The sequence below is a fragment of the Agrobacterium sp. CCNWLW32 genome, assembly GCF_037083425.1.
Taxonomy (GTDB): domain Bacteria; phylum Pseudomonadota; class Alphaproteobacteria; order Rhizobiales; family Rhizobiaceae; genus Agrobacterium; species Agrobacterium radiobacter.
Map to the genome: position 1 here is coordinate 1 of NZ_JBAOJM010000035.1, position 1,275 is coordinate 1,275.

General features: G+C 60.1%; 1 protein-coding gene. It reads right to left on the minus strand.

All coding sequences use genetic code 11. From position 1 onward, the window contains the following. Positions 1-15: 15 nt before the first annotated feature. A complete protein-coding gene (locus V6R85_RS25980) occupies positions 16-1,170 on the minus strand; it encodes an IS4 family transposase (protein ID WP_336377355.1) in 1,155 nt (384 codons plus the stop codon). Positions 1,171-1,275: the final 105 nt, after the last annotated feature.

Consider the following 1,275-nt stretch of genomic DNA (forward strand, 5'->3'; position numbering starts at 1 on the left):
CCACTACTGTCCGGTTTAAATTTGCGGCCATTGGAAGGCCATCTGGTTTTGGTTTGTGGGTTTGTCTGGTGGCGGGTTTAGAAGCCGATCGGTGCGTCGCCGGTGCATGAGGTTTGCGCGTACCAGCCGGGCGAAGGCGAGTGGGCTTGGCACGGTCTTCTGGTCAGCCTGCGCCAATCGCAGGAGCAGGTAAGCGATCAGGGCGACAGCGATCTGGATGCGCACGGCATTTTCTGACGTGCCGAGGAAATGGCTGATCTTCAGCGTCTGCTTGACCCAGCGGAAGAACAGTTCGATCGCCCAACGGCGCTTGTAGAGATCGGCGATCTCGTGAGCCGGTGCATCGAGATCATTGGAGAAGATGCGCAACACCTTTCCCGTCTCGGTCCTGATGGTGATCTCGCGGACCGGATCGCTGAACGGATTTTTGCGGCTTTTTGCCTGGCGGGCCGGCAAAAGGCCGATGCGGTCGGACAGGATGATACCGTCGCCGTCCACCGCCTGCTCATGGGTGACCGTCAGCGGCGTATGCGACTTGAACCGGGTGACGATCCGGCATCCGGCTTTGTCCAGCTTGGCCCACCAGCCGAAATCATAATAGCCAAGATCAAAGACATAGGTTGCGCCTGATGCGATCGGCATGGCCTTGGCAGCCGTGATGTCGTTGATATTGGCCGGCGTGACCGCCGCATAGATCGGTTGTTCGGCATCCGCATCGTAGACGATGTGGACCTTGACGCCGCAGGCTTGATGGGAAAACCGCGCCCACTGCGATCCGGCACCGGAGAGGCGAACCCCTGTCGCATCGATGAGGTAGGTTGCCTCGCCCACCGCCCGGCGCAGGCCGCGTCCCGCCATCGCCACCATCTGCGCAAACAGCCCGGCAAAGACAGGGCTCGGACGCAGACGATTGGCATCGGCAAGCGTCGAGCGCGACACCGGCTTTGCGCCGACATGATAGAGCCGTGCAGAGTGGCTCTCCAGGCCAAAGACGATCTCGCGCAGGCTCACCGAACCCGCCAACTGCCCATACAGGAGGGCGACGAACTGGCTTTTGGTCGACAGCCGGCGGACATGCTTGTCAGCCCCGTGTTCATCCACAAGCCGCTCAAACGCCGCCCAGGGAATACGCTTCAAAAGATCATGAAAGACGCTATTCTTGTGCCGCACGGTGTTGCTCCTCTTTCGTGTCCGAGATCGTCGCCAAACGCTCGAATACGAGTAGAATCAACACCGTGCGCCATGTCCACCAAATTTAAACCGGACAGCAGTGGG